The 23,846-nt window shown below is 39.1% G+C and carries 18 protein-coding genes and 1 rRNA gene; 12 read left to right on the plus strand and 7 right to left on the minus strand.

What is annotated here, in order from left to right; translation table 11 throughout:
- Positions 1-53: 53 nt before the first annotated feature.
- Complete coding sequence (locus tag CNQ82_RS09645) at positions 54-1,517, minus strand: GH32 C-terminal domain-containing protein (RefSeq protein WP_123145084.1); 1,464 nt, start codon at positions 1,515-1,517, stop codon at positions 54-56.
- Positions 1,518-1,729: 212 nt separating this feature from the next.
- Between CNQ82_RS09645 and CNQ82_RS09650 the strand changes: the two genes are divergently transcribed.
- A complete protein-coding gene (locus CNQ82_RS09650) occupies positions 1,730-2,815 on the plus strand; it encodes a YeeE/YedE family protein (RefSeq protein ID WP_123145085.1) in 1,086 nt (361 codons plus the stop codon).
- A 26-nt stretch (positions 2,816-2,841) separates the two neighbouring features.
- Positions 2,842-3,066, plus strand: coding sequence for a sulfurtransferase TusA family protein (locus CNQ82_RS09655; RefSeq protein ID WP_095104383.1), 225 nt, complete (start codon positions 2,842-2,844; stop codon positions 3,064-3,066).
- A gap of 111 nt (positions 3,067-3,177) precedes the next feature.
- Here CNQ82_RS09655 and CNQ82_RS09660 read toward each other — a convergent pair whose 3' ends face one another.
- The gene (locus CNQ82_RS09660) at positions 3,178-3,822 is read right to left on the minus strand and encodes a redox-sensing transcriptional repressor Rex (RefSeq protein WP_123145086.1); all 645 of its coding nucleotides are present in this window, start codon (positions 3,820-3,822) and stop codon (positions 3,178-3,180) included.
- Between the two features lie 536 nt (positions 3,823-4,358).
- Here CNQ82_RS09660 and CNQ82_RS09665 point away from each other — a divergent pair.
- Complete coding sequence (locus tag CNQ82_RS09665; RefSeq protein WP_123145087.1) at positions 4,359-6,287, plus strand: ABC-F family ATP-binding cassette domain-containing protein; 1,929 nt, start codon at positions 4,359-4,361, stop codon at positions 6,285-6,287.
- A gap of 373 nt (positions 6,288-6,660) precedes the next feature.
- Here CNQ82_RS09665 and tsaD read toward each other — a convergent pair whose 3' ends face one another.
- Genes tsaD through tsaE form a run of 4 tightly spaced genes read right to left on the minus strand, consistent with a single transcriptional unit; the run spans position 6,661 to position 9,239 of the window.
- The gene (tsaD, locus tag CNQ82_RS09670) at positions 6,661-7,692 is read right to left on the minus strand and encodes a tRNA (adenosine(37)-N6)-threonylcarbamoyltransferase complex transferase subunit TsaD (RefSeq protein ID WP_123145088.1); all 1,032 of its coding nucleotides are present in this window, start codon (positions 7,690-7,692) and stop codon (positions 6,661-6,663) included.
- Positions 7,689-8,156, minus strand: coding sequence for a ribosomal protein S18-alanine N-acetyltransferase (gene rimI, locus CNQ82_RS09675; protein WP_123145089.1), 468 nt, complete (start codon positions 8,154-8,156; stop codon positions 7,689-7,691). The genes tsaD and rimI overlap by 4 nt, the downstream gene beginning before the upstream one ends.
- Positions 8,132-8,797, minus strand: a complete 666-nt coding sequence (tsaB, locus tag CNQ82_RS09680) for a tRNA (adenosine(37)-N6)-threonylcarbamoyltransferase complex dimerization subunit type 1 TsaB (protein ID WP_123145090.1) — start codon at positions 8,795-8,797, stop codon at positions 8,132-8,134. The genes rimI and tsaB overlap by 25 nt, the downstream gene beginning before the upstream one ends.
- Positions 8,766-9,239, minus strand: coding sequence for a tRNA (adenosine(37)-N6)-threonylcarbamoyltransferase complex ATPase subunit type 1 TsaE (tsaE, locus tag CNQ82_RS09685; protein WP_123145091.1), 474 nt, complete (start codon positions 9,237-9,239; stop codon positions 8,766-8,768). Before tsaE ends, tsaB begins: the two co-directional genes overlap by 32 nt.
- 464 nt (positions 9,240-9,703) lie before the next feature.
- Here tsaE and ilvD point away from each other — a divergent pair, with 464 nt between their 5' ends.
- Genes ilvD through ilvA form a run of 9 tightly spaced genes read left to right on the plus strand, consistent with a single transcriptional unit; the run spans position 9,704 to position 20,543 of the window.
- Positions 9,704-11,398 carry a dihydroxy-acid dehydratase gene (ilvD, locus tag CNQ82_RS09690; protein ID WP_123145092.1) on the plus strand — a complete coding sequence of 565 codons (1,695 nt, stop codon included), beginning with the start codon at positions 9,704-9,706 and terminating at the stop codon, positions 11,396-11,398.
- Between the two features lie 6 nt (positions 11,399-11,404).
- On the plus strand, positions 11,405-13,165 hold the full coding sequence (ilvB, locus tag CNQ82_RS09695; protein ID WP_123145093.1) for a biosynthetic-type acetolactate synthase large subunit: 1,761 nt from the start codon (positions 11,405-11,407) through the stop codon (positions 13,163-13,165).
- Positions 13,162-13,635, plus strand: a complete 474-nt coding sequence (gene ilvN, locus CNQ82_RS09700; RefSeq protein ID WP_123145094.1) for an acetolactate synthase small subunit — start codon at positions 13,162-13,164, stop codon at positions 13,633-13,635. Before ilvB ends, ilvN begins: the two co-directional genes overlap by 4 nt.
- Positions 13,636-13,690: 55 nt before the next feature.
- Positions 13,691-14,695 carry a ketol-acid reductoisomerase gene (gene ilvC, locus CNQ82_RS09705; protein WP_123145095.1) on the plus strand — a complete coding sequence of 335 codons (1,005 nt, stop codon included), beginning with the start codon at positions 13,691-13,693 and terminating at the stop codon, positions 14,693-14,695.
- 22 nt (positions 14,696-14,717) lie between these two features.
- Positions 14,718-16,253, plus strand: a complete 1,536-nt coding sequence (locus tag CNQ82_RS09710) for a 2-isopropylmalate synthase (RefSeq protein WP_123145668.1) — start codon at positions 14,718-14,720, stop codon at positions 16,251-16,253.
- Positions 16,250-17,290, plus strand: coding sequence for a 3-isopropylmalate dehydrogenase (leuB, locus tag CNQ82_RS09715; protein WP_123145096.1), 1,041 nt, complete (start codon positions 16,250-16,252; stop codon positions 17,288-17,290). Before CNQ82_RS09710 ends, leuB begins: the two co-directional genes overlap by 4 nt.
- Positions 17,291-17,304: 14 nt before the next feature.
- Positions 17,305-18,687 (plus strand): 3-isopropylmalate dehydratase large subunit, encoded by a 1,383-nt coding sequence (leuC, locus tag CNQ82_RS09720; RefSeq protein ID WP_123145097.1) that lies wholly within the window; start codon positions 17,305-17,307, stop codon positions 18,685-18,687.
- Complete coding sequence (gene leuD / locus CNQ82_RS09725; RefSeq protein ID WP_123145098.1) at positions 18,680-19,255, plus strand: 3-isopropylmalate dehydratase small subunit; 576 nt, start codon at positions 18,680-18,682, stop codon at positions 19,253-19,255. Before leuC ends, leuD begins: the two co-directional genes overlap by 8 nt.
- Before the next feature lie 19 nt (positions 19,256-19,274).
- Positions 19,275-20,543 carry a threonine ammonia-lyase IlvA gene (gene ilvA / locus CNQ82_RS09730; protein ID WP_123145099.1) on the plus strand — a complete coding sequence of 423 codons (1,269 nt, stop codon included), beginning with the start codon at positions 19,275-19,277 and terminating at the stop codon, positions 20,541-20,543.
- Positions 20,544-20,765: 222 nt separating this feature from the next.
- Here the strand turns inward: ilvA and CNQ82_RS09735 are convergent.
- Positions 20,766-23,690 (minus strand): 23S ribosomal RNA (locus CNQ82_RS09735).
- Between the last annotated feature and the right edge of the window lie 156 nt (positions 23,691-23,846).

Raw genomic sequence — 23,846 nt, forward strand, 5'->3', positions numbered from 1 at the left:
ATAAATGTCTGAATCGGCTTTATGTTTGTGCAGTATGATTTTAACCGTATTTTTTACCCAAAAATCGGTTTTAGATTATATTTTGTAAACTTCAAATAAACTTGTCCAGATTCAGTGCCTGCTTTAATACCAGTACTATTTTCATCAGGAAAGATACGTGAAGACATGACTCTTTCTCCATCGTTACAAAAGATTTCAATACTCGAAGAATCCACGAATATTCTTAATTGTTCAAGCGGTTGAGCAAGCTGCACAGAACATTTTGTGCCATAAGCTTCATTCGGCAATGCCCCACTCTCGCTGCAATCTAAAGTAACTAATCTAGAATGTGTATTATAAGTAATGAGCGTAGTATTTTTTCTAGAAGCTCTAAGTTCAAAATATATTTCTGTCGCTTCATTTTCCAAAATATCAATCAACATTTCGAACTGCTCGCCCTCGTATGGATGCAGTTGTTTCGTGAATTTATTAGCGTAGCCTAAAGCTGTTTCTTCATTGTATCTAAGTGCTGTATAAGATGGATGCGGACGTTGATATAATTTGCCTTGTTCGATGGAGAGCGTTCTTGGTATGGATAAACAAGGTGCTGTATCAGCTTGATTCAATTCTTCAATATCTCCTTGTGCTTCAAGTAAACCCATCAAGACTCGGTTACCCGCTTCATCTTCAAACGTTTGAGGAGCAGTGAAACCAAATCCTTCATCCAATAATTTATAGTCACCATGATTCATGGTTAATCTTTCGAAATCCAAATGTCCTAATAAGAAACCTGAGTGAATTTGATTATCTTCATGATGTACCGTAAACATCAATATATCATAGCCGCTTATTGTAAAATAATCTGGTGAAGTCCAGGCTTGGCCAAAATCTGCAAGTTTGGTTTTAATAGGCTTTTCATATTTCCAACTCAAAGGATTTTCAGCACTATAAACTACTATTCTGCCTTGTTTTTCTTCAGTTTGTGCACCAAATAATGCATAAAACTGATCATCTTTTGAAAAAACTTTAGGATCTTGCAAGCTAGGCAAGAACTTTTCAGGTGGGTTTTCAACGACTGGTTTAGGATATTTATTAGCTTGGTGATGATTGTTGATAAATGCTAATAATTGATATGGTATCAGCGCTTTATCGCTACTTGCGCCTTGCCCCGTATAAAGATAGTGCAAATTATCTTGATAGATAAAAATACTGCCGCCTTTAATTCCGTACTCATCAAAACGGCTATCTGGCTGCAATACACTGCCGTCCGCTTCAAAATGTACTAAATCAGTTGTTTCATATTGAAACCCATAACTTAAGCCTTCTTGAGAATAAAATGGATACCACTCATGAGAAATATAATATTTACCATTATGGTATATCATCCCATTAGGTTTACCTGCTGCTCCGAATGGAGGGTGCAGATGAAATGTTTGTGTATAGGAAGATTTACTGACTTGTTGTTTCATTTCAGTCAGTGCTTCCGTAGAAGTTTGTTCTATACGTTGAAATGATGTTTCATTTGTCCATGGTTGCATGAAGGCGCTCCTCCTGTTTCGTACGATAATAGTCATTATCCATATTTTAGCATATTTCACTGTGAGCTTATATCTCATTTTTAAGCTTGAATATTAAAATTATATGCTCCTAACAAAATTAAAAATTAAAATAGAAAAAATCTCCTCTTGCAAATGATAACATTCTTTATTATTATAAAGCTTATTAACATTATCGGAAATGAGGGGATTTAATGCTATGGATGATTATTAGTGGACTTCTGGTCGGAAGTTTGCTCGGATTTGTTATGCAGCGTACACGTTTCTGCTTAGCTGGAGGCTTCCGTGATATGTACGTTCAAAAAAACAATAAAATGTTTTATGCTTTATTGATAGCGATATCAGTTCAGGCAATCGGTTTACTTGTCTTTACAGCTATTATCGGCAAACCTTTAGATAATGGTACCTTCCCTATCGCAGGGACAATCGTCGGTTCATTTATCTTCGGTGTAGGAATTGTACTTGCTGGCGGTTGCGCTACTGGAACTTATTATAGAGCTGGCGAAGGTTTAATCGGCAGCTGGCTGGCATTATTTTCATATGCTGTCTTTTCAGCCATCACTAAAGCTGGTGTACTAAAACCAGTCATGGAAAAATTAAATTCGAAAACTAACGTGAATGCTGATATGTCAACAAGCACTGGTATCCCTGCTTGGATTTGGGTAATTGCGATTGTGGCTATAACAGGTTATCTGGTAGTCAGAACACTACGTAAGCCTAAACCTAAAATTGCAGTACCAAAATTAAAACAACGCTATACAGGCGTACGTCACTTCTTCTTTGAGAAGAAGTTTCATCCTTTCGTCGCTGCCATCGCAGTCGGATTAATAGCTTTACTTGCATGGCCGATGAGTTACTCAACTGGACGTGAGGGCGGATTAGGTATTACAACTCCTTCTTCCAACCTTGTACAATTCATTTTATCTGGTAAAACTTCTTTCTTAGACTGGGGAGTGTTCTTAGTCCTTGGTATTTTTATCGGCTCATATATCGCAGCCAAAGGATCTAGAGAATTCGCTTGGAGACTTCCAGATAAGAAAACATTGCGTAATAGCGTTATCGGCGGTGCCTTTATGGGATTCGACGCTTCTGTAGCTGGTGGATGTTCAATCGGAAATGGTTTAGTAGCTACAGCAGCTCTATCATGGCAAGGCTGGATTGCTTTAGCTGCTATGATTTTGGGTACTTGGTTTATGAGTTACTTCTTATTCGTCAAACCTATGAAGGCCGTACAAAAGTCTTCTCATCAAAATGCAGCACGTCCTGCAGCACAATCATAATTTCAAACTTATTAAGGGGTGTTTATATGTTATACGAACTCGGTACAGTAGGTATGGTTTGTCCTTTCCCACTAATTGAAGCACAAAAGAAAATGGAAGAATTGCAAATCGGCGATGAGTTGAAAATTGACTTCGACTGCACGCAAGCAACAGAAGCGATTCCGAATTGGGCAGCTGAAAAGAATTATCCAGTAACCAATTATGAACAACTTGGAGATGCTTCTTGGACAATTACAGTTCAAAAAGCTTAAAAACTTATTAAAATTAAGAATGGACATCATTCTACAGGCAAATAAAATGAGCTGGGACTTCTTATGAGGTCCCAACTCTATTTTTAATAGCAATAGCTTTGGCAATCTTTTTTAGCTATTAGTACGTAAATTATTCATAAAGAACAACAAAGATTGTAATTCAATTCCTAAATCTATTTGATGAACTGATACATCTTCCGGCACATCAATACGTACTGGAGTGAAATTCATGATACCTTTGACATCACTCTGCACGAGTTGATTAGCAGCTTCTTGTGCCGCGGGACCAGGTGTTGTAAGTATAACCACATCCAAATCAGCTTTTTTCAAGGCTTTTTGAAGATCTTGCATATCTTTCACAACAACATTGCCGATTTGCTGGCCTATAATATCATCACGTACATCAAATGCCTCAGTAATTAACATCTCATCATGAATAGAGAAATTATATGAGAGCAAGGCCTTACCTAAGTTCCCTACTCCCACTAAACCAATTTTAATGGTATCTCGCTCGCTAATTTTACTCTTGAAAAATTCTAACAGACTTTCAACATTATAACCATAACCTTTCTTACCCAATTCTCCAAAGTAAGAAAAATCTCTTCTGATTGAAGCAGAATCAATATCTAAGGCCTCGCTGATTGTCTTAGAATTAACACGGTCAATGCCTTTTTCATGAAGTTGGTTGACAAGTCTGTAATAGAGCGGCAAACGTTTTAAAGTCGCACGAGGAATATTATTTTTTTGATTACTCATTTATGTTTACCCCCACATCTTTTAAACTATTTCTCAATTTCCCGAAGGTACTACACAGAAATAGTTGTGCTTAAATATGTTTCCAACGGACAAATTGATATATGCAAATAGTTTTTGTTTTATATTGTTCTTACATTAATCTTCCTAAACAAGAAGGAATAAAGCATTTTTATTAACTAAGTATACCTTATATACCCCCTAAAATAAATGACTGTAAAAGTAACTTTCTATGAACAATTTAAACAATATCCATATAAATTACAGTTAAATTTGTCACTTATTTTTCAGCAATGTAGTTATCATTATACGATTAAATATATAATTTGAACACATGATATCCTAACAAATTTAATACAATTGAATATTCACTTTCAATTTCAATGTAAATCTGCATTATTTTTCAAACTCGAAAATCAAGAAGATTTAATAGGCATATCCAAGTTTAGCACTTATAATGGTAAGTAAGTGATTAAAAGAGCCAAGAAAGGAGGACTACGAGATATTCCACAACTACTTTATCTCGTAAATTAAACGGCATGATATTACTACAACTAAATGATGTCTCTAAATCTTTTGATGGAGAAGAAATCTTCAGCGATGTCCATTTTGAAGTTAAGAGTCATGAGAAAATCGGTATTGTCGGTCGCAATGGTGCCGGCAAATCTACCCTAATGAAAATCATTGCTGGTGTTGACAATTATGATGAAGGTCATATTTCAAAAATCAAAAACTTAAAAGTAGGTTATTTGACGCAACAAATGACATTAGATACTAATCATACTGTTTGGGAAGAAATGTCGAAACCGTTTGCGAAACTTAAGCAAATGGAATTAGATATGCAAGCAGAAACAAATTGGTTAGCTGAACATGCGGATGCCTACGAAACTGAGACATTTAAAGAACACATGTCTAAATATGAATCCCTCTCTAACCAATTCGAACGCTTAGAGGGTTATCAATATGAAAGCAAGATTAAAACTGTGTTACATGGTTTAGATTTCACAGAGGACGACTTCCATCGGCCAGTCAATGACTTCAGCGGTGGGCAAAAAACACGTTTGTCTTTGGCTCAAATGTTATTGAGTGAACCTGACTTATTACTACTAGATGAACCTACCAACCATCTAGACATGGAAACCACACAATGGTTAGAAGATTACTTAAATTACTTTAAAGGCGCTATCGTGATTATCAGTCATGACCGCTTCTTCCTCGACAAAACAGTCAACCAAATTTATGATGTCGCTTTAGGAGCCGTTCAACATTATGTCGGCAACTACAGTAAGTTTATTACGCAACGTGATCAATACTATGAAAAACGTATGCAAGAATATGAGCGGCAACAAGCTGAAATCAAGCGACTTGAAACTTTTGTGGAAAAGAATATTACACGCGCCTCGACGAGCGGAATGGCAAAAAGTCGACGTAAAGTATTAGAAAAAATCGAACGTATAGATAAACCAATGTTAGATGCTAGAAGCGCCATTATCCAATTTGCTTTCGATCGCAATACCGGTAATGATGTCTATCATATCCGCAACTTAGAAATCGGTTATGAACATCATCCTGTGACTTCCCCTATTACACTTGAAGTCACAAAAGGCGACCATATTGCAGTTATCGGACCTAATGGTATAGGTAAATCTACTTTTATCAAAACAATTGCTGAGCGTCTTCCGAAAATTAGTGGCGAAATTAGTCATGGTGCTAATTTACGAGTCGGTTATTATGATCAAAAACAAGCTGAATTCAAATCAAATAAAACAATTCTCGATTATGTATGGGATCAGTACCCTACAATGCCAGAAAAGGATGTGCGTGCAGTACTCGGTCGTTTCTTATTTGTGCAAGATGATGTCAAAAAAGTGATTAATGATTTATCAGGTGGCGAGAAAGCACGTCTTCAACTTGCCCTCCTCATGTTAGAAAGAAATAATGTGCTTATCTTGGATGAGCCTACCAACCATTTAGATATAGATTCAAAAGAAATGCTGGAACAGGCACTGCAAGATTTTGAAGGCACCTTAATTTTCGTTTCGCATGATAGATACTTTATCAACCAACTCGCTAATAAAATTTTCGATATGGATGAAACTGGTGGCACAATGTATGCGGGTGATTATCAATATTACTTGGATAAAACTGAAGAGAAAGCTGCTTTACAAGCAAAGGCTGAAGCAGAGCAAGCTGAAAAGAAAGCATCTGAGAATACTACCAACTCTTATTCAGAACAAAAAGCCCAGAAACGTGAACAACGTCAAATTGAACGTCAAATCGAAAATTGCGAAACAGAAATTGAAGCTTGCGAGCAAAAAATCGCAGAAATTGATGAGCAATTGACCCAGCCAGAAATCTTCAGTGATCCTGAAAAAGCTGGACAATTGGCTGAAGAGAAAAACCATACCGAACAACAGCTCGAACATATTATGAAGCGTTGGGAAGAATTACAAGAAAAAATAATTTAATCCATAAAGGTTACAGAGGACTAAAAATGATTACTTCATTTTAGTCCTCTTTTATTACAATTCCTTAACAAAATTATCAACATTAAAAATCCCTTAACATCAACTATCCACAGAGTTATCCTAGTTATCCACAAGTAATAAGTTACTTATTCCTCATCTATTCACACTGCTTTTCCTGTTTATACACATTTATCACCACACTTATCCACACTTTATACACTTTCTGTTGATAAGTACGCACGTTCGCTATTGACAATTGTAAAAGCTGTATTAAATAAGTTAAAACTGTAAATCCTTAAAAAAAGCGGAAGCTCGAACAAATTAATGTCACAGCTTCCGCTTCATCTATAATCATTATTTTTTATACCCATATTTATGACTGCTCAACTGAAAAGTCTTCAATATCTAAACTGCTATGTCCGTTCAATTGCATATCGCTTCTCATGCCAGCTTTATATAGATAATGGCCTGCTGCACCTATCATTGCTGCATTATCCGTACATAATTTAGGGTTCGGTATCGATAATTTAATTCCGTGGTCAGCGCATGCTTTCTTCAATTCAGTGCGCAATCCTTTATTACTTGCTACTCCGCCAGCTACAATTAATTGATTAACATGATAGGTTTCACAAGCTTTTATAGCTTTTCCAACTAAAACTTCTACGACACTGTTTTGGAAACTTGCCGCTACGTTTTCAGGAATAATAGCTGCGTCTTTCTGTCTTAAATTATGCAATTTATTGATGACTGCACTTTTCAAGCCACTGAAACTGAAATCAAAGCTGTCAGGTTCTAACCATACACGAGGGAAATCATAAGTATCTTCACCTTCAGCTGCCAATTTGTCTACTTGCGGTCCGCCGGGGTAAGGCAATCCAATCGTACGCGCTACTTTATCATACGCTTCACCTACTGCGTCATCTCGTGTTTCTCCAATCACTTCGAAACTCAAATGATCTTTCATATAAACCAGCTCTGTGTGACCCCCTGATACAATTAAAGCCATTAAAGGGAATTCAAAAGGTTCTTCTAAATTATTGGCATAGATATGGCCAGCAATATGATGCACAGGAACGAGAGGTTTGTCATATGCAAAAGCGAGTGCTTTAGCTGCATTGATTCCGATTAATAATGCACCGATTAATCCAGGGCCTTCTGTCACTGCTACAGCATCAATTTCTTCCATAGTAACCTCTGCGGTTTGTAAGGCATCTTCAATCGTAGCAGTGATGCCTTCTACATGATGACGACTTGCCACTTCTGGCACCACGCCGCCAAACCGTTTATGACTTTCAATTTGACTTAAAACTGTGTTGCTTAAAATCTCTTTACCGTTCTTGATAACACTGGCACTTGTTTCATCACAACTCGATTCAATTGCTAAAATTAATGTTTCTTTATTCATTTTAAATCCACCCACATCACGAGTGCGTCCTCACCTTCTCCATAATAATTCTTACGTTTGCCGCCATAATTAAATCCTAAATTTTCATAGACATGTCGTGCCGTACCATTTTCAACTCTCACTTCTAAACTCATTACGTTGCATGTTTGTCGTGCATAGCTCATCGCATACTTTACAATTAATTGACCTAAACCATATCCTCTCAAGTCTTCTGCAATCGCTACCGTCGTAATTTGTGCTTGATCTACCACCGTCCACATTCCTATATAACCGATGATTTCATGTTCAAATTCCATCACAAAATAACGCGCAAATTTATTACGTTCCACTTCGTGATAGAAAGCATCAATCGTCCATGAACTATCATCAAAACACATACGCTCTAAATCATAAACTTGCGGCACATCTTCCAAAGACATCAAACGAATATTTAATTGGTCTAGGACTTCTGATTGTTCAGCCAATTGCGTTCTGCCTCTGATAGTTTTAAATAATCCGGATGGAATGTGTGAATATTTTCAGGCTCATGAATCAAAGCTTTCATCTTAGAAGCTTGAGGAAGCGTTTCAACCAGTTTGCCCTCAAGCAAAGGTTTTATTTTTTCCAAATCATTTCCTGCAAAAATATAGTCTTTCTTACTTTCAATTAAGTAACTATTTAAATCTGCAATAGTCATATATTGATCTTCCAGCACCGTTTCTAATTGCCCGTTCCGATAGTAATAAACGCCTGTATAGACCGCTTCACGTCTCGCATCTATCACTGGCACAATCCACAATCCTGCTTGCAGATCCGGCAACGTGGCCGCCAGTGCTTCCAATGAAGAAACGCCATATAACTTCGTTTGTAAAGCATAAGCCAAAGTCTTAGCCGTTGTCACCCCGATGCGCAATCCCGTATAAGAGCCGGGTCCTTTAGCTGCAACAATAGCATCTAATTCTCGTTTGTCGATTCCTGCCTCCTGCAAAATACTTTGTATGGCAGGCATCAACTGAATAGAATGATTGCGTTTTAAATTCGTTGTATGTTCAACAAGAACATTATCATCTTGCATTACAGCAAGCGACATCGGTTTATTCGATGTATCCAGCAGCAAGTAATTCACGTTCCACTTCCTCCTTCATCTTGTCATATCGTTTACCGTTCGCCTCTATTGAAATTGCACGCGACGTAGCATCCAGTGCTTCAATATTAATACGTAAGAAATCTTCAGGCAGAAAGTCAGTAATAAATTCACTCCACTCAACCACCGTCAATGCACGATCATTAAAGTATTCATCAAATCCAAGATCCTCTTCAGCATCTTCCAAACGATAACAATCCATATGATGAAATTTCATATTCGTTCCTTTATAAGATTTTATAATATTGAATGTCGGAGAATTGATAGTACGCTTCACACCCAAATGCTTACCGATAAATTGACTTAAAGTCGTCTTACCAGCACCTAGATTGCCCTCTAATAAAATTAAATCCCCTGGTTCAACAAACGCCACCAAGATTCCAGCAAAACGATTCATTTGATCAATAGTGTTGATTTTAATCATCTTAAATCTCCTATAAATCTGTGTGATACAGAAAATTTTTATCCTCTATATTGTAACACGTCAGGCAACACCCTCTGAATAATTTAAACCATTTTCACTTCGTAAAAGAAACCTTTTGAAGAGTTGGCTGAAATCTGAAAGTTAACCTAATTTTGAAAAAATTCTCACAAAACTATTGACATCATATCTCGCATGTAGTAAATTAAATTTATCAAATTTTTAGACAATTCAAATTAATGATATAAACCATTCGAAAGGAGCAAATTAAAATGACTAATACCACATCAGTAAATACTCGACCGACAACAACAAATATTTTAGTCATTTTAATTATTTGCTAGGACTCGAACTTTAGTAATTGTAACTACTAAATGTTTAAGTCCTATTTCCGATTGAATGGGACTTATGAACGTCCCAATTATTGTTGGGACGTTTTTTTATTTGAATCTACGGGGGGAATCTTTGTGAGAAGCGACCAAATCAAAAAAGGAGATCAACAAGCTCCAGCAAGAAGTTTACTTCATGCTACAGGACAAATTAAAGAACCAACAGATATGAATAAGCCATTCGTTGCAATTTGCAACTCTTATATCGATATCGTTCCAGGACATGTTCATCTCAGAGAATTAGCGGATATCGCTAAGGAAGCCATTAGAGAAGCGGGTGCTATCCCCTTTGAATTCAATACAATCGGCGTAGATGACGGTATCGCTATGGGACACATCGGAATGCGTTATTCATTACCATCCAGAGAAATCATTGCAGATGCAGCTGAAACTGTCATCAATGCCCACTGGTTTGACGGTGTCTTCTACATTCCGAACTGCGACAAAATCACACCGGGCATGATAATGGCAGCAGTCAGAACGAACGTCCCTGCTATCTTCTGCTCAGGCGGACCTATGAAAGCAGGCTTATCTACACAAGGTAAAGCACTCACACTTTCATCCATGTTTGAAGCGGTCGGCGCATTTAAAGGTGGTTCTATGACACAAGAAGAATTCTTGGATATGGAACAAAATGCCTGCCCGACTTGCGGATCATGCGCCGGAATGTTTACCGCTAATTCAATGAACTGTTTAATGGAAGTGCTTGGACTAGCCTTACCATATAACGGTACAGCACTAGCGGTTTCAGACCAAAGACGTGAAATGATTCGACAAGCTGCTTTCCAATTAGTAGACAATATCAAGAATGATTTGAAACCAAGAGATATCGTGACGAGAGAAGCATTAGATGATGCCTTTGCTTTAGATATGGCAATGGGTGGTTCAACGAATACAGTATTGCATACGTTAGCCATCGCAAATGAGGCCGGTGTCGATTATGATTTACAACGTATCAATGAAATTGCAAAACGTACACCTTATCTTTCTAAAATAGCACCAAGCTCATCTTACTCTATGCATGATGTACATGAAGCTGGCGGCGTACCTGCTATCATCAATGAATTAATGAAAAAAGAAGGCACATTACATCCAGATAGAATCACAGCTACAGGAAAAACCTTACGAGAGAACAATGAAGGCAAAGAAATTAAAAATGAAGACGTTATCCATCCATTAGATAATCCTTATGATAAAGAAGGCGGACTATCAATCTTATACGGTAACTTAGCACCTAAAGGCGCAGTCATTAAAGTCGGCGGAGTTGATCCTGAAATCAAAGTCTTCAAAGGCAAAGCAATTTGTTTCGATTCACATGATGAAGCAGTCGAAGCTATCGATAATCATACTGTAAAAGAAGGACATGTCGTAGTTATCCGCTACGAAGGCCCTAAAGGCGGACCAGGAATGCCAGAGATGCTCGCTCCTACTTCATCCATCGTAGGACGCGGTCTCGGCAAAGATGTTGCTTTAATCACAGACGGCCGTTTCTCAGGTGCGACTCGCGGTATTGCTGTAGGACATGTTTCACCGGAAGCTGCTTCAGGCGGTCCAATCGGATTAATTCACGATGGAGACGATATTACTATCGACTTAACAAACAGAACATTAGATGTTGAAGTTTCAGATGAAGTATTAGAACAACGCAAAGCAGAAAGAAAACCATTTAAAGCGAAAGTTAAAACAGGTTATCTTGCACGTTACACAGCACTTGTAACCAGCGCCAATACAGGCGGCGTTATGAAAGTACCTGAATATTTAATCGAGGAGTGATGCTTTATGTCTAACCCACAAATGACAGAACATACAAATGATACACAAAGCACTCAAGCAGAACGACTGAACACTGAAACCGCACCTACTAAAAGAAGCGGTTCTGAGTTATTAGTCGAAGCGTTATTGAAGGAAGGAACTGAACAAATCTTCGGTTATCCAGGCGGTGCTGTTCTTCCTTTATACGATACATTTTATGATGGCAAAATCAGACATATCTTAACAAGACATGAGCAAGGCGCAGTACACGCTGCTGAAGGTTATGCTCGTGTTTCTGGCAAACCTGGTGTTGTGGTAGTAACTAGCGGTCCTGGTTCTACCAACGTTATCACTGGAATTGCAGATGCATACAGCGATTCATTACCGCTCGTGGTGTTTACAGGCCAAGTTGCTACGCCAGGTATCGGTAAAGATGCATTCCAAGAAGCGGATTTACTTTCAATGACTACACCGATTACTAAACACAACTTCCAAGTGAAACATCCAGATGAAATTCCAAGTGTAGTCCATCAAGCTTTCCATATTGCAAATACAGGGCGTAAAGGTCCTGTAGTCATTGACTTCCCTAAAGATGTAGGTATTTTGAAATCAGAAGCTGAGGTTACAGATGAACTTGATTTACCGGGCTATCATTTACCAGATGCGCCTGAACCTTCAGATATCGATTACGTATTAGCAAAATTAAAAGATGCCAAAAAACCAGTACTATTAGTCGGTGCCGGTGTCAGACATTCTCAATCAGGGCCGCAACTTACTGAATTTGCTGAAAGGCATCAAATTCCTGTAGTAACAACTTTACATGGTTTAGGTACAATTCCTTTTGAAAACCCCCTATTCTTAGGAATGGGCGGTATGCACGGATCATATGCAGCCAACATGGCATTATCAGATTGCGATTTATTGATTAACTTGGGTAGTCGTTTCGATGACAGACTCGCAAGTAACCCAAATGAATTTGCAAAGCATGCAACCATCGTACACGTAGATATCGATCCTTCTGAAATTGATAAAATCATCAAAACAGACTTAGGCATTGTAGCTGATTGCAAACTTGTCCTCGAATCATTCTTGCAGGACAGTAATCATTATACTGACCATGAAGCTTTTGTTGACTATTGCTTGAAAAATAAAAAAGACCATCCTTTCGCTTACACAGACGAAGAAGCTGATGTTTTTAATAAACCTCAAAAGGCGATTGAATATATCGGCGAACTCACAAATGGAGAAGCCATTGTGACAACAGATGTAGGTCAACATCAAATGTGGGCAGCTCAATTCTATCCATTTAAAGATCATAACCAATTTGTGACAAGCGGCGGATTAGGTACTATGGGATTCGGTATTCCGTCAGCAATCGGCGCTAAACTAGCATCACCAGATAAAACGGTTGTTTGTTTCGTCGGTGACGGCGGTTTCCAAATGACCAATCAAGAAATGGCCATCCTTAATGAATACGAATTAGACATCAAGATTGTACTCATCAACAACGGTACACTCGGCATGGTAAAGCAATGGCAAGATAAATTCTTTAATCAACGCTTTTCACATTCCGTATTCAACGGACAACCAGATTTCCAAAAATTATCTGAGGCCTATGGCGTTAAAAGTTTCTTAATAGATGATCCGGCACAATTAGAGTCAGAACTCGATGCAGCATTCGCCTATAAAGGCCCAGCACTCATTGAAGTCAGAATTTCACCGAAAGAACCTGTATTGCCTATGGTTCCTAGTGGAAAAGCTAACCACGAAATGGAGGGTGTACTATGAGACGCACATTCAAAACACAAGTATTAGATAAATCAGGTACTTTAAATCGTTTAACCAGTACGTTTTTACGCAGACAATTCAATATTGTAACGCTGAGTGTAACGCCAAGTACACAACCCGGCATTTCAGATTTGACTTTTGTAGCCGAACTTGATGAAGTCAACCATGTTCAATCTCTTATCCGTCATTTAGAGAAACAAGTGAATGTATTAACGGTACAAGACGTTACAGATACAAGTACTTATAGCGTAGAATTATTACTAGTCAAAGTAGCAACACCTTCTAATAACGAAGTTTTATACGATTTAATCCAAAACAGTGATGCGCTAGTGTCAGTATTGAAAGAAGAAGATGGATTTACCTACTTGCAAGCAGCAGGCAACGAAGCTTCTTTAAATCAATTGCTTGAACAACTATCATCATTAGAAATTGAACAAGTTTCTCGCACAGGAACTGCAGCATTACTATAATTTGAAAATTCAAAATATTAAAAATTAAAAACAACAAAACTTGGAGGAATTTATTATGACAACAGTTTATTATGACGAAACAGTAAAAGAAGATGCTTTAAAAGGTAAAAAAATTGCAGTAGTTGGTTATGGTTCACAAGGCCATGCTCATGCTCAAAACTTAAAAGACAATGGTTATGACGTCGTAATCGGTATTCGCCCAGGTAAATCTTTCGACAAAGCAAAGAAAGACGGCTTTGATGTATATCCAGTTGACGAAGCAGTGAAACAAGCAGACGTAGTAATGGTACTATTACCAGATGAAATTCAAGGCAAAGTATACGAAGAAGAAATCGCTCCTAATTTAGAAGCTGGCAACGCTTTAGCATTTGCTCATGGTTTCAACATTCACTTTGATGTTATCCAACCCCCAGCAGATGTTGATGTATTCTTAGTTGCTCCAAAAGGTCCAGGTCATTTGGTAAGACGTACGTTCACAGAAGGAAGCTCAGTACCTGCCCTATTCGGTGTTGAACAAGATGCAACTGGTAATGCTTTCAACTTAGCATTAAGTTACGCAAAAGGAATCGGTGCTACTAAAGCAGGTGTAATTGAAACAACATTCAAAGAAGAAACAGAAACTGATTTATTCGGTGAACAAGCTGTACTTTGCGGCGGTGTGACACGATTAATCCAAAGCGGATTCGAAACATTAGTTGAAGCGGGATATCAACCAGAATTAGCTTATTTCGAAGTATTACATGAAATGAAATTAATTGTTGATTTAATGTATGAAGGTGGAATGGAAACAATGCGTTATTCTATCTCTAATACAGCAGAATACGGCGACTATGTTTCTGGACCACGAGTTATTACTGACGATGTAAAACAAAATATGAAAGCAGTCTTGGAAGACATCCAAAACGGTAAATTCGCAAACAGCTTCATTGAAGATAATAAAAATGGTTTCAAAGAATTCCATAAACTACGTAAAGAAGCTCAAGATCATCAAATCCAAGAAGTTGGTAAAGAACTACGCGAAATGATGCCTTTCGTAGAAAATAAAACGATTGAAAACTAATTAAAAATTCAGGAGGTTGATTATTATGAGTCATATTCAAGTATTTGATACAACACTAAGAGATGGTGAGCAAACCCCAGGAGTCAGTTTTTCATTTGATGAAAGACTGACAATTGCCAAGCAATTAGAAAAATGGGGAGTAGATGTTATCGAAGCAGGTTTCCCCGCTTCAAGTCAAGGAAGCTTTGATTCTGTCAAAGCAATTTCAGAAACTTTAACAAAAACAGCTGTGATAGGTTTAGCACGTTGTAAAAAAAGTGATATTGATGCAGTATACGAAGCAACTAAAGATGCTAAATATCCTCAGTTACATGTTTTTATCGCATCTAGCGCTATTCACTTAGAACATAAACTTAAAATGACTCAAGAAGAAGTGCTCGAAAGTATTGCAGAAAATGTAAGCTACGGCAAATCTTTATTCGATGTAGTCCAATTTTCACCAGAAGATGCCACACGTACTGACTTAGATTTCTTAGTCAAATGTGTACAAACTGCGGTTGATGCTGGTGCATCGGTTATCAACATCCCTGATACAGTCGGGTACAGCTACCCTGCTGAATTTGGAAATATTTTTAAAGTACTGAATGAAAAAATCAAGTCTGATCATGAAGTTATTTATAGCGCACATTGCCATGACGATTTAGGCCTGGCAGTAGCAAATAGTATGGCTGCAATTGAAAATGGCGCAATGCGTGTGGAAGGCGCTGTTAACGGTATCGGTGAACGCGCTGGTAATACTGCCCTTGAGGAAGTTGCACTGGGTTTATATGTGCGTAAAGATCATTACGGCATCGAAACTAATTTGAAATTAGATGAAACAAAAGCAACATCTGATCTAGTTGCAAGCTTTGCTGGTATTCGCGTTCCTCGAAATAAAGCGGTCGTCGGACAAAATGCATTCAGTCATGAATCTGGAATCCATCAAGATGGTTTCCTTAAACACCCTGAAACTTATGAAATTATGACACCACAGCTTGTAGGTATTCAATCATCTGAATTGCCGCTAGGTAAATTGTCAGGTAAACACGCCTTTGCAGAGAAATTGAAACAATTAGGTTACGATATTTCTCCTGAAAAACAAGTGGAATTATTTAAACAGTTCAAATCAATTGCTGATAAGAAGAAAAATGTTTCAGACCACGATGTACATGCCCTTGTTCAAGGTCACACTCATGAAACAAATGCTGCTTATCAAGTAGAAACTTTGCAACTGCAATTTGTTTCTGAAGGCGTACAAAGTGCTGTAGTTGTATTGAAAGACCATGAAGGCAAAGAGTACCCTTCAGCAGCTATCGGCACAGGTTCAATCGTTGCAGTTTACAATGCTGTTGACCAAATTTTCAAAGCGCCATCTGAATTATTGAATTATCAAATTACGTCAGTAACTGAAGGTTCAGATGCTCAAGCACAAGTAAATGTTGAAATTCGTATCGACGGCCGTACATATTATGGTATCGGTGTCGATCACGATGTGTTGTTAGCATCATGTAAAGCCTATGTAGAAGCTAATTCAAATCATCTAGCTGAGATAGCACGAGAGGACGGCGTTGTTTCATGAGTTATCGCGTAACAGCTTTACCAGGAGATGGTATAGGTCCTGAAATCTTGTCAGGTACTTTAAAGATTTTAGAAAAACTCAGTAAGAAATACAATATTGATTATCAAATTGAAACACATGATTTTGGAGGAGCTGCCATAGATAACTATGGCGAGCCGCTTCCAAAAACCACATTAGAAGCCTGCGAGAAATCTGATGCTATTCTTTTAGGAGCGATTGGCGGTCCGAAATGGGATCAGCATCCTAAACGTCCAGAATCTGGTTTACTTGCACTACGAAAAAATCTGGAACTCTTTGCTAACTTGCGTCCTACTAAAGTGGTTGAAGGTGCAACTCGCTTTTCACCTTTAAAAGAGGAACGTGTTGCCGGAACAGATTTTGTCATTGTACGTGAATTAACTGGCGGACTTTACTTCGGTGAACCTAAGAAATTAGAAGAACAGCAAGCAATTGATTCATTAACTTATACTAAAGCAGAGATTGAGCGTATTGCTCATGCTGCCTTTCAATTAGCTGCAAGCAGAAATAATAAATTAACTTCTGTAGATAAAGAAAATGTCTTAGCCTCTAGTAAATTATGGCGTCAAACTATTAATGAAGTGGCTGAAGATTATCCAAGTGTAACCGTTGAACATTTACTAGTCGATGCATGTAGCATGCATCTTATAACACGACCTACTCAATTTGATGTCATTGTAACTGAAAATTTATTTGGGGACATTCTTAGTGATGAAGCTTCAGTAATTCCTGGCTCTCTAGGCCTCTCCCCTTCTGTCAGCTATGGACAAAGAGGTACTAAACTTTATGAGCCTATTCATGGTTCAGCACCGGATATTGCTAATCAAGATATTGCTAATCCAACAGGTATGATTTTGTCATTAGCAATGTGCTGTCGAGAAACATTTGAAAGTAATGCAGCGGCAGAAGAATTAGAAAATATTGTATATCGACTTATTAAAGATGGTGTGACCACTCCTGATTTAGGTGGAACAGCGCATACATCTGAAATTTTCAATCAAATTTTACAACAACTTTAAAGGATGTGATTAAGATGGGAGAAACTCTATTTGATAAAATCTGGAATAGACATGTGCTCACTGGCAAAGAAGGTGAACCACAATTATTATATATCGATCTGCATCTTATTCATGAGGTTACTTCGCCGCAAGCCTTTGAAGGATTAAGAATTCAGAAGCGGTCACTGCGCCGTCCTGATTTAACTTTTGCGACAATCGATCATAATGTGCCCACTGAAGATATTTTCAATATTAGAGATGAAATTGCTGCAACTCAAATTAAAACATTGCAAAATAATTGCGCTGAATTTGATGTGAAGCTATTTGATAACGGTACGGATCAACAAGGTATCGTACATATGGTAGGTCCTGAAATGGGTTTAACTCAACCTGGAAAAACGATTGTTTGTGGTGATTCTCATACTGCTACCCATGGTGCCTTTGGAGCTATTGCTTTCGGTATCGGTACTAGTGAAGTAGAGCATGTATTTGCCACACAATCTTTATGGCAGACTAAACCTAAAAATTTACTCATTGATATCAATGGAGAACTGCCTCAAGGCGTCTACGCTAAAGATATTATTCTATACCTGATTAACCAATATGGCGTTGACTTCGGTACTGGATATGCATTGGAGTTCGGAGGTTCTACAATGCGTAAACTGTCAATGGATGCAAGAATGACCATTTGTAACATGGCAATAGAAGCAGGAGCTAAGTATGGTCTCGTTCAACCTGATGAAACAACTTTTGAATATGTTAAAGATAGACCATATGCTGATTTGACACCAGAAAAATTGGAATATTGGAAAACGCTATATAGCGATGAAGATGCTCAATTTGATCGTGTCATCGAATTAGATGTTACCAATCTTGAACCACAAGTAACTTGGGGAACAAGTCCAGAAATGGGCGTAAGTTTCAATACTCCCTTCCCTACAATTGAAAATATAAATGATGAGCGTGCTTATCAATATATGGGGCTAAAGCCAGGTGAAAAAGCTGAAGATATCGAATTAGGATATGTTTTCTTAGGTTCATGTACGAATGCGCGTTTGTCAGATTTGGTTGAAGCAAGCAAATTTGTAAAAGGGCGTCAGGTACATCCTAATATCACTGCAATTGTCGTACCAGGCTCTAGAAGTGTAAAACATCAAGCTGAAGCACTAGGACTCGATAAAATCTTTAAAGAGGCTGGCTTCCAATGGCGTGAACCTGGATGCTCTATGTGTCTAGGAATGAATCCGGACCAAGTACCAGCTGGAGTACATTGTGCCTCAACGAGTAACCGTAATTTTGAAGGACGTCAAGGTAAAGGTGCAAGAACACATTTAGTATCCCCTGCTATGGCAGCAGCCGCTGCAATTGAAGGACGCTTCGTTGATGTCAGAAAATGGGAGGCAGTTGCACATGCTTAAAATTGAACCTATTACAGAATTTAAAGGCAAAGTCGGCGTACTCTTCAATGACAATATTGATACAGACCAGATTATACCTAAAGTCCATTTAAAAGGAGTTTCTAAAACTGGTTTAGGACCCTTTGCCTTTGATGAATGGCGTTATTTAGAAGATGGAAGTGAAAATCCAGATTTTGAATTGAATCAACCACAATATCGCGGTGCTTCAATTCTAATTACCGGTGATAACTTTGGATGCGGTTCAAGTCGTGAACACGCTGCTTGGGCTTTAAAGGACTATGGTATTCAAATTATTATTGCTGGCAGCTTCAGTGATATTTTCTATATGAATTGTACTAAAAACGCAATTTTACCTATTGCTTTAGATCGAAAAGAAAGAGAATACCTCTCAGAGTTTAAAAAACTAGAAATAGATTTACCTAATCAAAAAGTAATAACACCAGATAAAGAAATTCATTTTGATATTGATTCAACTTGGAAAAATAAACTTGTCCAAGGTTTAGACGATATTGCAGTTACACTGCAGTATGATGATGATATTAAAAATTACGAAGAATCATATCAATAATTACAAGGAGTGAGCGGAAATGACTGTACAAACTGCTGTATCAGCAAAAGATATAGAAGACGCTTTTTTAACTTTACAGCCGATTGTAAAACAAACACCTTTAGAAAGGGATCATTATTTATCTTTAAAATATGATTGTAATGTTTATTTAAAAAGAGAAGACTTGCAATGGGTAAGATCATTTAAATTGAGAGGCGCCTACAATGCTATAGAAGCATTGACAGACAATGAGAAAGCAAAAGGAATCACATGTGCAAGTGCAGGAAATCATGCACAGGGAGTTGCATTTACAGCTAAAAAACTTAATTTAAATGCTGTTATCTTTATGCCCGTCACTACCCCTCTTCAAAAAATTAATCAAGTTAAATTTTTTGGTGGAGAGAATGTTGAGATTATCCTTGTCGGTGATACATTCGATGATTGCTTGAAAGAAGCTTTAGAGTATACTGACGAACATAAAATGAACTTTATCGATCCTTTTGATAACGTTAATACTATTGCCGGTCAAGGTACAATTGCAGCTGAAATTTTAGACCAAGCAGAAGAAGAGAATATAGATATTGATTATCTTTATGCTGCTATCGGAGGCGGCGGTTTAATTTCAGGTGTAGGCACCTATTTTAAAGCAGAATCTCCACATACTAAAATTGTAGGTGTAGAACCACTAGGAGCTGCAAGTATGTTTACATCGGTAGTATTAGAAAAACACCGTGTTAAACTGCCGGCAATTGATAAATTTGTTGATGGGGCTTCTGTTGCGCAAGTAGGCAGAATTACTTATGATGTCGCTCAACAAGTCGTAGATGAATATCTGCAAATTGACGAAGGCGCGGTTTGTTCTACTATTTTAGATATGTATTCTAAACAAGCAATCATTGCAGAGCCTGCTGGTGCATTAAGTGTAGCTGCTTTAGAAGCTCACAAAGATGAAATTAAAGGTAAAACAGTAGTTTGTATTATTAGTGGCGGTAATAATGATATTAACCGTATGAAAGAAATTGAAGAACGTTCTCTTCTATATGAAGAAATGAAACATTATTTTATCTTTAACTTCCCTCAAAGACCTGGTGCTTTAAAAGAATTCGTTAATGATGTTTTAGGACCTAATGATGATATTACTAAATTCGAATATCTGAAGAAATCCTCTCAGAACACTGGTACAGTAATTATTGGTATTCAGTTAAAAAATCATAATGACTTAACGAGATTAAAGGAAAAAGTTAAAGAGTTCGATCCATCAAATATTTATATCAATGAAAATAAAATGCTTTATTCCTTACTGATATAATTAAAATTGAATATAAAGTATTGAAGCTGGATATCTTATACTATTCTTCTTGTAGTGTAAGATATCCAGCTTTCTCTTTTCTAGATACAAAAAGGCAATAAAAAAAGACCTCGAACTCGAGATCTCAATGCGGCTCATCGCATCCATTAAATATATAACTTACGATTATACATTCAAAACTAGATAGTAAGTAAATTAATTTGACCAATCAAAACTTGAAATTGGATTAAGTCTTCGATCGATTAGTATTCGTCAGCTCCACATATCGCTATGCTTCCACCCCGAACCTATTAACCTCATCATCTTTGAGGGATCTTATAACCGAAGTTGGGAAATCTCATCTTGAGGGGGGCTTCATGCTTAGATGCTTTCAGCACTTATCCCGTCCATACATAGCTACCCAGCGATGCCGTTGGCACGACAACTGGTACACCAGAGGTATGTCCATCCCGGTCCTCTCGTACTAAGGACAGCTCCTCTCAAATTTCCTGCGCCCACGACGGATAGGGACCGAACTGTCTCACGACGTTCTGAACCCAGCTCGCGTACCGCTTTAATGGGCGAACAGCCCAACCCTTGGGACCGACTACAGCCCCAGGATGCGATGAGCCGACATCGAGGTGCCAAACCTCCCCGTCGATGTGAACTCTTGGGGGAGATAAGCCTGTTATCCCCGGGGTAGCTTTTATCCGTTGAGCGATGGCCCTTCCATGCGGAACCACCGGATCACTAAGTCCGTCTTTCGACCCTGCTCGACTTGTAGGTCTCGCAGTCAAGCTCCCTTATGCCTTTACACTCTATGAATGATTTCCAACCATTCTGAGGGAACCTTTGAGCGCCTCCGTTACACTTTAGGAGGCGACCGCCCCAGTCAAACTGCCCGCCTGACACTGTCTCCCGCCATGATCAATGGCGCGGGTTAGAAATCCAACACAGCTAGGGTAGTATCCCACCAACGCCTCCATGTAAGCTGGCGCTCACGTTTCCAAGGCTCCTACCTATCCTGTACAAGCTGTGCCGAATTTCAATATCAGGCTACAGTAAAGCTCCACGGGGTCTTTCCGTCCTGTCGCGGGTAACCTGCATCTTCACAGGTACTATGATTTCACCGAGTCTCTCGTTGAGACAGTGCCCAAATCGTTACGCCTTTCGTGCGGGTCGGAACTTACCCGACAAGGAATTTCGCTACCTTAGGACCGTTATAGTTACGGCCGCCGTTTACTGGGGCTTCGATTCGTAGCTTCGCAGAAGCTAACCACTCCTCTTAACCTTCCAGCACCGGGCAGGCGTCAGCCCCTATACATCACCTTACGGTTTAGCAGAGACCTGTGTTTTTGATAAACAGTCGCTTGGGCCTATTCACTGCGGCTCTTCAGAGCGTAAACCCTAAAGAGCACCCCTTCTCCCGAAGTTACGGGGTCATTTTGCCGAGTTCCTTAACGAGAGTTCTCTCGCTCACCTTAGAATTCTCATCTTGACTACCTGTGTCGGTTTGCGGTACGGGCGCCAAATCTCTAGCTAGAGGCTTTTCTCGACAGTGTGAAATCAACGACTCGAGGAAAACATGTTTCCTCTCCCCATCACAGCTTGACCTTATGAATGGCGGATTTGCCTACCATTCAGTCTTACTGCTTGGACGTGCACTCCAACAGCACGCTTCGCCTATCCTACTGTGTCCCCCCATCGCTTAAAACGATTATTGGCGGTACAGGAATATCAACCTGTTATCCATCGCCTACGCCTGTCGGCCTCGGCTTAGGACCCGACTAACCCAGAGCGGACGAGCCTTCCTCTGGAAACCTTAGTCAATCGGTGGATGGGATTCTCACCCATCTTTCGCTACTCACACCGGCATTCTCACTTCTAAGCGCTCCACATGTCCTTGCGATCATGCTTCGACGCCCTTAGAACGCTCTCCTACCACTGTCCGAAGGACAGTCCACAGCTTCGGTAATATGTTTAGCCCCGGTACATTTTCGGCGCAGTGTCACTCGACTAGTGAGCTATTACGCACTCTTTAAATGATGGCTGCTTCTAAGCCAACATCCTAGTTGTCTGGGCAATACCACATCCTTTGCCACTTAACATATATTTTGGGACCTTAGCTGGTGGTCTGGGCTGTTTCCCTTTCGAACATGGACCTTATCACCCACGTTCTGACTCCCAAGTTAAATTGATTGGCATTCGGAGTTTGTCTGAATTCGGTAACCCGAGAGGGGCCCCTCGTCCAAACAGTGCTCTACCTCCAACAATCATCACTTGAGGCTAGCCCTAAAGCTATTTCGGAGAGAACCAGCTATCTCCAGGTTCGATTGGAATTTCTCCGCTACCCTCAGTTCATCCGCTCACTTTTCAACGTAAGTCGGTTCGGTCCTCCATTCAGTGTTACCTGAACTTCAACCTGACCAAGGGTAGATCACCTGGTTTCGGGTCTACGACCAAATACTCAACGCCCTGTTCAGACTCGCTTTCGCTGCGGCTCCGCATTCGCTGCTTAACCTTGCATCAGATCGTAACTCGCCGGTTCATTCTACAAAAGGCACGCCATCACCCATTAACGGGCTCTGACTACTTGTAAGCACACGGTTTCAAGTTCTCTTTCACTCCCCTTCCGGGGTACTTTTCACCTTTCCCTCACGGTACTGGTTCACTATCGGTCACTAGAGAGTATTTAGCCTTGGGAGATGGTCCTCCCGGATTCCGACGGAATTTCACGTGCTCCGTCGTACTCAGGGTCCACTCAGGAGAGAATTGACTTTCGACTACAGGACTCTTACCTTCTCTGGTTCGACTTTCCAGTACGATTCGTCTAATCAATTCTTTTGTAACTCCGTAGAGAGTGTCCTACAACCCCAATGAGCAAGCTCATTGGTTTGGGCTCTTCCCGTTTCGCTCGCCGCTACTCAGGGAATCGAGTTTTCTTTCTCTTCCTGCGGGTACTAAGATGTTTCAGTTCTCCGCGTCTGCCTTCGGACATGCTATGTATTCACATGTCGATAACACAACATAACTTGTGCTGGGTTCCCCCATTCGGAAATCTCTGGATCAACGCTTACTTACAGCTACCCAAAGCATATCGTCGTTAGTAACGTCCTTCATCAGCTTCTAGTGCCAAGGCATCCACCGTGCGCCCTTAATAACTTAATCACGTTATTAATTATGTGAGTAATCTTCTTTGCCGTAGGCAAAGAAGATTACTAGCGATTTATTTAAATGAATAAAGCTTTTAAAACTCTAATTCACTCGGTTTTGCTTGGTAAAATCTATTTTTACTTACTTATCTAGTTTTCAATGTACAATCAT

Source organism: Staphylococcus debuckii (genome assembly GCF_003718735.1).
GTDB classification, from domain to species: Bacteria; Bacillota; Bacilli; order Staphylococcales; family Staphylococcaceae; genus Staphylococcus; species Staphylococcus debuckii.